The organism is Noviherbaspirillum sp. (genome assembly GCF_035654295.1).
Lineage (GTDB): Bacteria > Pseudomonadota > Gammaproteobacteria > Burkholderiales > Burkholderiaceae_D > Noviherbaspirillum.
On the sequence record NZ_DASRXF010000064.1, the window covers coordinates 1 to 5119 of the forward strand.

Here is a 5119-nt window from a genome sequence, read left to right on the forward strand (position 1 = left end):
AGGACCTTGCCGACAATGAAAAGGCGGAATTGACCATCCTGTCCGCCTACATGCCGGCCGCCATGTCCGCCGAGGAAATCGCGGCCGAAGTCGCCGCGGCCGTCGCGGCCACCGGCGCCGCCGGGCCGCAGGACATGGGCAAGGTGATGGGCGTGCTGAAGCCGAAGCTAGCCGGACGCGCCGACATGACTGCCGTTTCCGCGCAGGTCAAGACGGCCTTGTCCCAGGCATGACGGCGGCGGGCGGTTGCAAAGCGGCCGTCCTGCCTCCATATTCAATCGGTGCCGGCGCTGCGTCGGCATGATTCCCCGGTACTGTCCCTAACCAAGCCGCCGCCGTGATACCGCAGTCTTTCATCCAGGATCTGCTCAACCGGGTCGATATCGTCGACGTGGTTGGCCGTTACGTGCAGCTGAAAAAGGGCGGCGCCAACTACATGGGGCTGTGCCCCTTCCACAACGAAAAATCCCCCAGCTTCACCGTCAGTCCGACCAAGCAGTTCTATCACTGCTTCGGCTGCGGCGCGCACGGCACCGCGATCGGCTTCCTGATCGAATATTCCGGCCTCGGCTTCGTCGAGGCGGTCAAGGACCTCGCACAGGGCGTAGGCATGGTGGTGCCCGATGAGGACCGCATTCCACCGGCCCAGCGTGCCGAATCGCAGGCAAAAAGCCTGGCATTGTCGGATGTGATGAGCCGGGCAAGCGACTACTACCGCCAGCAATTGCGCGGCGCGCAGCAAGCGATCACCTACCTCAAGAACCGCGGCCTGACCGGCGAGATCGCAGCGAAGTTCGGCCTCGGTTACGCGCCAGGCGGCTGGGACAACCTGCGCAGCGTCTTCCCGGATTACGATGCACCTGCGCTTGTCGAAGCCGGCCTGCTGGTCGATCGCAGCGACGAGGATGGCGGCAACCGCAAGCGCTACGACCGCTTCCGCGACCGCATCATGTTCCCGATCCGGAATACCAAGGGGCAGGTGATCGGCTTCGGCGGGCGCGTGCTCGATGGCGGCGAACCGAAGTACTTGAACTCCCCGGAAACACCCCTATTTCAGAAGGGCCATGAGCTGTACGGCCTGTTCGAAGCGAGGCAGGCGATCCGCGAGGCGGGTTATGTGCTGGTGACCGAAGGTTACATGGACGTCGTCGCGCTCGCGCAGCTCGGCTTCCCGCAAGCCGTCGCGACGCTGGGGACGGCCTGTACGCCGACCCACGTGCAAAAGCTGCTGCGCCAGACGGACGACGTGATCTTCAGCTTCGACGGCGACGCCGCAGGAAGGCGTGCCGCCCGCCGGGCGCTCGATGCCTGCCTGCCGCACGCCGGGGACAACAAGACGCTCAAGTTCCTGTTCCTGCCGCCCGAGCACGATCCGGACAGCTATGTGCGCGAGTACGGGGCGCAGGCCTTCGAGCAGCAGGTGCGCGACGCCATGCCGCTGTCGCAATTCCTGCTCAAGGAGGTGACACAGGATAACGACCTGTCCACGCCCGAGGGCAGGGCGAAGGCCCAGTTCGATGCCAAGCCGCTCCTGCAGGCCATGCCGCCGTCGGCGCTGCGCCTGCAAATCGTGCGCTCGCTGGCCCAGGCGACCCAGACAACGCCGGCCGAAATCGAGGCGTTGTTCGAGCTGTCACAGCCCGTCGCCCGCGCCAAGGTGGCGCCGCCCCGCTCCAAGCGGACGGCGCCGATGGGATTGGAGCGGCAAATGATTCGCCTGCTGGTGGCGCATCCGGCGCTCGCGGAGGCAATCGACCAGAGCGCGCTCGATGCGGTCGCCCAGCTCGCGCCGGACAACGCCGCGCTGCTGATGCAGCTGATCACATCCTGCAAGGCGCTCGGGGGGCATGCGAACTTCGCCGCGCTGGCGGAGCAACTACGTGCGCAAAGCAGTGATTTTGACGGCATGATCGCCGAAATTGCTGCAGATTCGGAGACGGATGCGGACACCGCACGGCTCGAACTTGCCGGGGCAATCCGGCAGACTAGAATGCAAGTATTGAAAGCTGAGCTTGAGCGGCTGGCAACGACCGGTCTGGCGACCGAGGAAGCGCGCGCGCGGTACCGTGAGCTGATGCAAAAACAAGAGCAACTGAGGCGGGGGCAGGACGCCTGAGCGCTTGGGCGCCCGGACTGCAACCCGGCCGGTCCGCGCACCAAAGCATGCAACGTCCTGGCATTGCTGAGGTCGAAGTCAGACAGCGGCGTGTTGCGTCAAGCCTTTGAAATGGAGAAATGTTGCTCTCTGTGGTATAATTAAAAGCTTTTGATTCAAGACCTTAGGTTGTTTCGTTGGCTGGGTTGAGATTCAGCCGGACAACGAAAAACCAGGGATATGTCGCGCGGGCGAATGCCGAAGCCAGTTTCACTGTCGGCTCCATAACGCGCAATTTCACTCGGCGCACGAGAGCAAAACCAGTTGGTATTGATCCCATGGCAAACGCAATGAAAAAACCCGCGAAAACGACGGAAACCGCAAAAAAAGCGAAATCGGCTGCAACTAATTCGGCCTCGGGCAAGTCGATGGCAAAGCCTGCCGTGAAGAAGACCACTGCCGCCGCGCCCGCCAGCAAGGCAAAGACGCCGACCAAAGCTGCGACGAAAACGGTTGCCAAGACTACGCCCAAAACGGCAACCAAGGCAACCCCATCGAAGTCGAAACCTTCATCACGAGCCGCCGCCAAACCGGCTCCCGAGAAACTGAAAGCACCCGTGACGAACAAGAAATCCGAATCGAAGACCGCAAGCAAGACCGCCAAGGTCGTGGCGAAAGCCGAGCCGAAGTCCGATAGCAAAGTGATGGCAGTCAGCCAGACCACCGATGCGGAAGCATTGGCGGCGATCGACACGTCCAGCTACGTGTTGCCCGCGGTCAAAGTGCCTGGCCGCCGCGGTCGCAAGCCGAAGGACTTCCAGCCGGAAAACGATGAAGTCGCCGCGCTGAACGCCGTTGAGCGCGCGGAGCTGAAGGCAGCCGACAAGGCGAAGGCGAAGGACCGCAAGGCCAAGGAAAAGGCCCTGCTGAAGGACGCGTTCTCGTCCGACACCGAGGCCTCCGAGGAGGAACTCGAGCAGCGCCGGCAGAAGCTGAAGACGCTGATCAAGCTCGGCAAGGATCGCGGCTTCCTCACGTATTCCGAAATCAACGACCACCTGCCCGAGAACATTGTCGATCCGGAAGCCATTGACGGCATCATCGGCACGTTCAACGACATGGGCATCGCCGTCTACGAACAGGCGCCCGACGCCGAAACCCTGCTGCTGTCCGACAGCGTCGCCACCGTCGCCACCGATGACGACGCCGAGGCTGCCGCCGAAGCTGCGCTGTCGACCGTCGATTCCGATTTCGGCCGCACCACCGACCCCGTCCGCATGTACATGCGTGAAATGGGCTCGGTCGAGCTGCTGACCCGCGAAGGCGAAATCGAGATTGCCAAGCGCATCGAGGAAGGCCTCAAGGACATGATCCAGGCCATCTCCGCCTGCCCGACGACGATCGCAGAGATCCTCGCTTCGGCCGACCGCGTCGAGAAGGACGAGATCAAGGTCGACGAGATCGTCGACGGCCTGGTTGACCCGAACGCATCCGAGGACGCGCCCGCCGCCCCGGTCGCCGCCGCATCCGACGACGATGAGGACGAAGACGCCGAGGACGAGGAAGAGGAAGAAGAGGAAGACACGGGTAGCGGCGCCGCTGCCGGCTTCTCCGCCGAACAGCTCGAACAGCTCAAGCGCGACTCGCTGGCGAAGTTCAACGAGATCGCCAACCAGTTCGACAAGATGCGCAAGGCCTACGAGAAGGAAGGCTACAATTCCAAGCCCTACGTGAAGGCACAGGAAACCATCTCCAACGAACTGCTCGGCATCCGCTTCACCGCCAAGTTCGTCGAGAAGCTGTGCGACACCCTGCGCGGCCAGGTCGATGAAGTGCGCCACATCGAGAAGCAGATCCTCGAAGTGGCCGTGAACAAGTGCGGCATGCCGCGCACCCACTTCATCAAGGTCTTCCCCGGCAACGAAACCAACCTCGAATGGGTCGACCAGGAAGTCGCGGGCAACCATTCGTACAGCGCCGTCCTGGGCCGTAACGTCCCGGCGATCAAGGAACTGCAGCAAAAGCTGATCGACCTGCAGGCGCGGGTCGTGCTGCCGCTGCCGGACCTGCGCAACATCAACAAGCAGATGGCCGCGGGTGAAATGAAGGCACGCAAGGCCAAGCGCGAGATGACCGAGGCCAACCTGCGCCTGGTGATCTCGATCGCCAAGAAGTACACCAATCGCGGCCTGCAGTTCCTCGACCTGATCCAGGAAGGCAACATCGGCCTGATGAAGGCAGTGGACAAGTTCGAATACCGTCGCGGCTACAAGTTCTCGACCTATGCGACGTGGTGGATCCGTCAGGCCATCACCCGCTCGATCGCGGACCAAGCGCGCACGATCCGTATTCCGGTGCACATGATCGAAACGATCAACAAGATGAACCGCATCTCGCGTCAGATTCTGCAGGAAACCGGCGCCGAGCCGGATCCGGCAACGCTGGCGATCAAGATGGATATGCCGGAAGACAAGATCCGCAAGATCATGAAGATCGCGAAGGAACCGATCTCCATGGAAACGCCGATCGGCGACGACGACGATTCGCATCTTGGCGACTTCATCGAAGACAACAACACGCTGGCCCCAGCCGACGCCGCCTTGCATGCTTCGATGCGCGGCGTGGTCAAGGACGTGCTCGACTCGCTGACGCCGCGCGAAGCCAAGGTGCTGCGCATGCGCTTCGGCATCGAAATGTCGACCGACCACACGCTGGAAGAGGTAGGCAAGCAGTTCGACGTGACCCGCGAGCGCATCCGCCAGATAGAAGCCAAGGCACTGCGCAAGCTGCGTCATCCGTCGCGTTCGGACAAGCTCAAGAGCTTCCTCGAAGGCAGCTGATCCGCTGTACTGGCAGTAGCGAAGGAAACCCAACCGGCGTCCTCGATTGAGGATGAAGGGAGAACCAGGCGGGCAAGAGAGGTTGAAGCCCGCCGGTAAAAGATTGGGCCTCTAGCTCATGCTTGGTTAGAGCAGCGGACTCATAATCCGTTGGTGCCGTGTTCGACTCACGGGAGGCCCACCA

General features: G+C 62.3%; 4 protein-coding genes and 1 tRNA gene. 4 read left to right on the forward strand and 1 reads right to left on the reverse strand.

Annotated elements, in window-relative coordinates; genetic code table 11:
• Both VFF99_RS07400 and dnaG read left to right on the forward strand, forming a co-directional pair.
• Positions 1 to 233, forward strand: a 233-nt coding sequence (locus VFF99_RS07400; RefSeq protein ID WP_325016449.1) for a GatB/YqeY domain-containing protein, incomplete at its 5' end; no start/stop codon positions are given.
• 104 nt (positions 234 to 337) lie between these two features.
• Complete coding sequence (gene dnaG / locus VFF99_RS07405) at positions 338 to 2116, forward strand: DNA primase (RefSeq protein WP_325016451.1); 1779 nt, start codon at positions 338 to 340, stop codon at positions 2114 to 2116.
• A gap of 163 nt (positions 2117 to 2279) precedes the next feature.
• Here the strand turns inward: dnaG and VFF99_RS07410 are convergent, their stop codons facing one another.
• Positions 2280 to 2849: a hypothetical protein gene (locus VFF99_RS07410; RefSeq protein ID WP_325016454.1), complete on the reverse strand. Its 570-nt coding sequence runs from the start codon at positions 2847 to 2849 to the stop codon at positions 2280 to 2282.
• On the opposite strand from VFF99_RS07410, the gene rpoD reads away from it, so the two are divergent.
• Positions 2800 to 4935, forward strand: a complete 2136-nt coding sequence (rpoD, locus tag VFF99_RS07415; protein ID WP_325016456.1) for an RNA polymerase sigma factor RpoD — start codon at positions 2800 to 2802, stop codon at positions 4933 to 4935. The two genes, VFF99_RS07410 and rpoD, sit on opposite strands and share 50 nt — an antisense overlap.
• Before the next feature lie 105 nt (positions 4936 to 5040).
• Positions 5041 to 5119, forward strand: a tRNA-Ile gene (locus VFF99_RS07420).

Bases quoted from the DNA above. Each gene is read 5' to 3' on its own strand.
- rpoD (WP_325016456.1), top strand. From the start codon at position 2,800: ATGGCAGTCAGCCAGACCACCGATGCGGAAGCATTGGCGGCGATCGAC.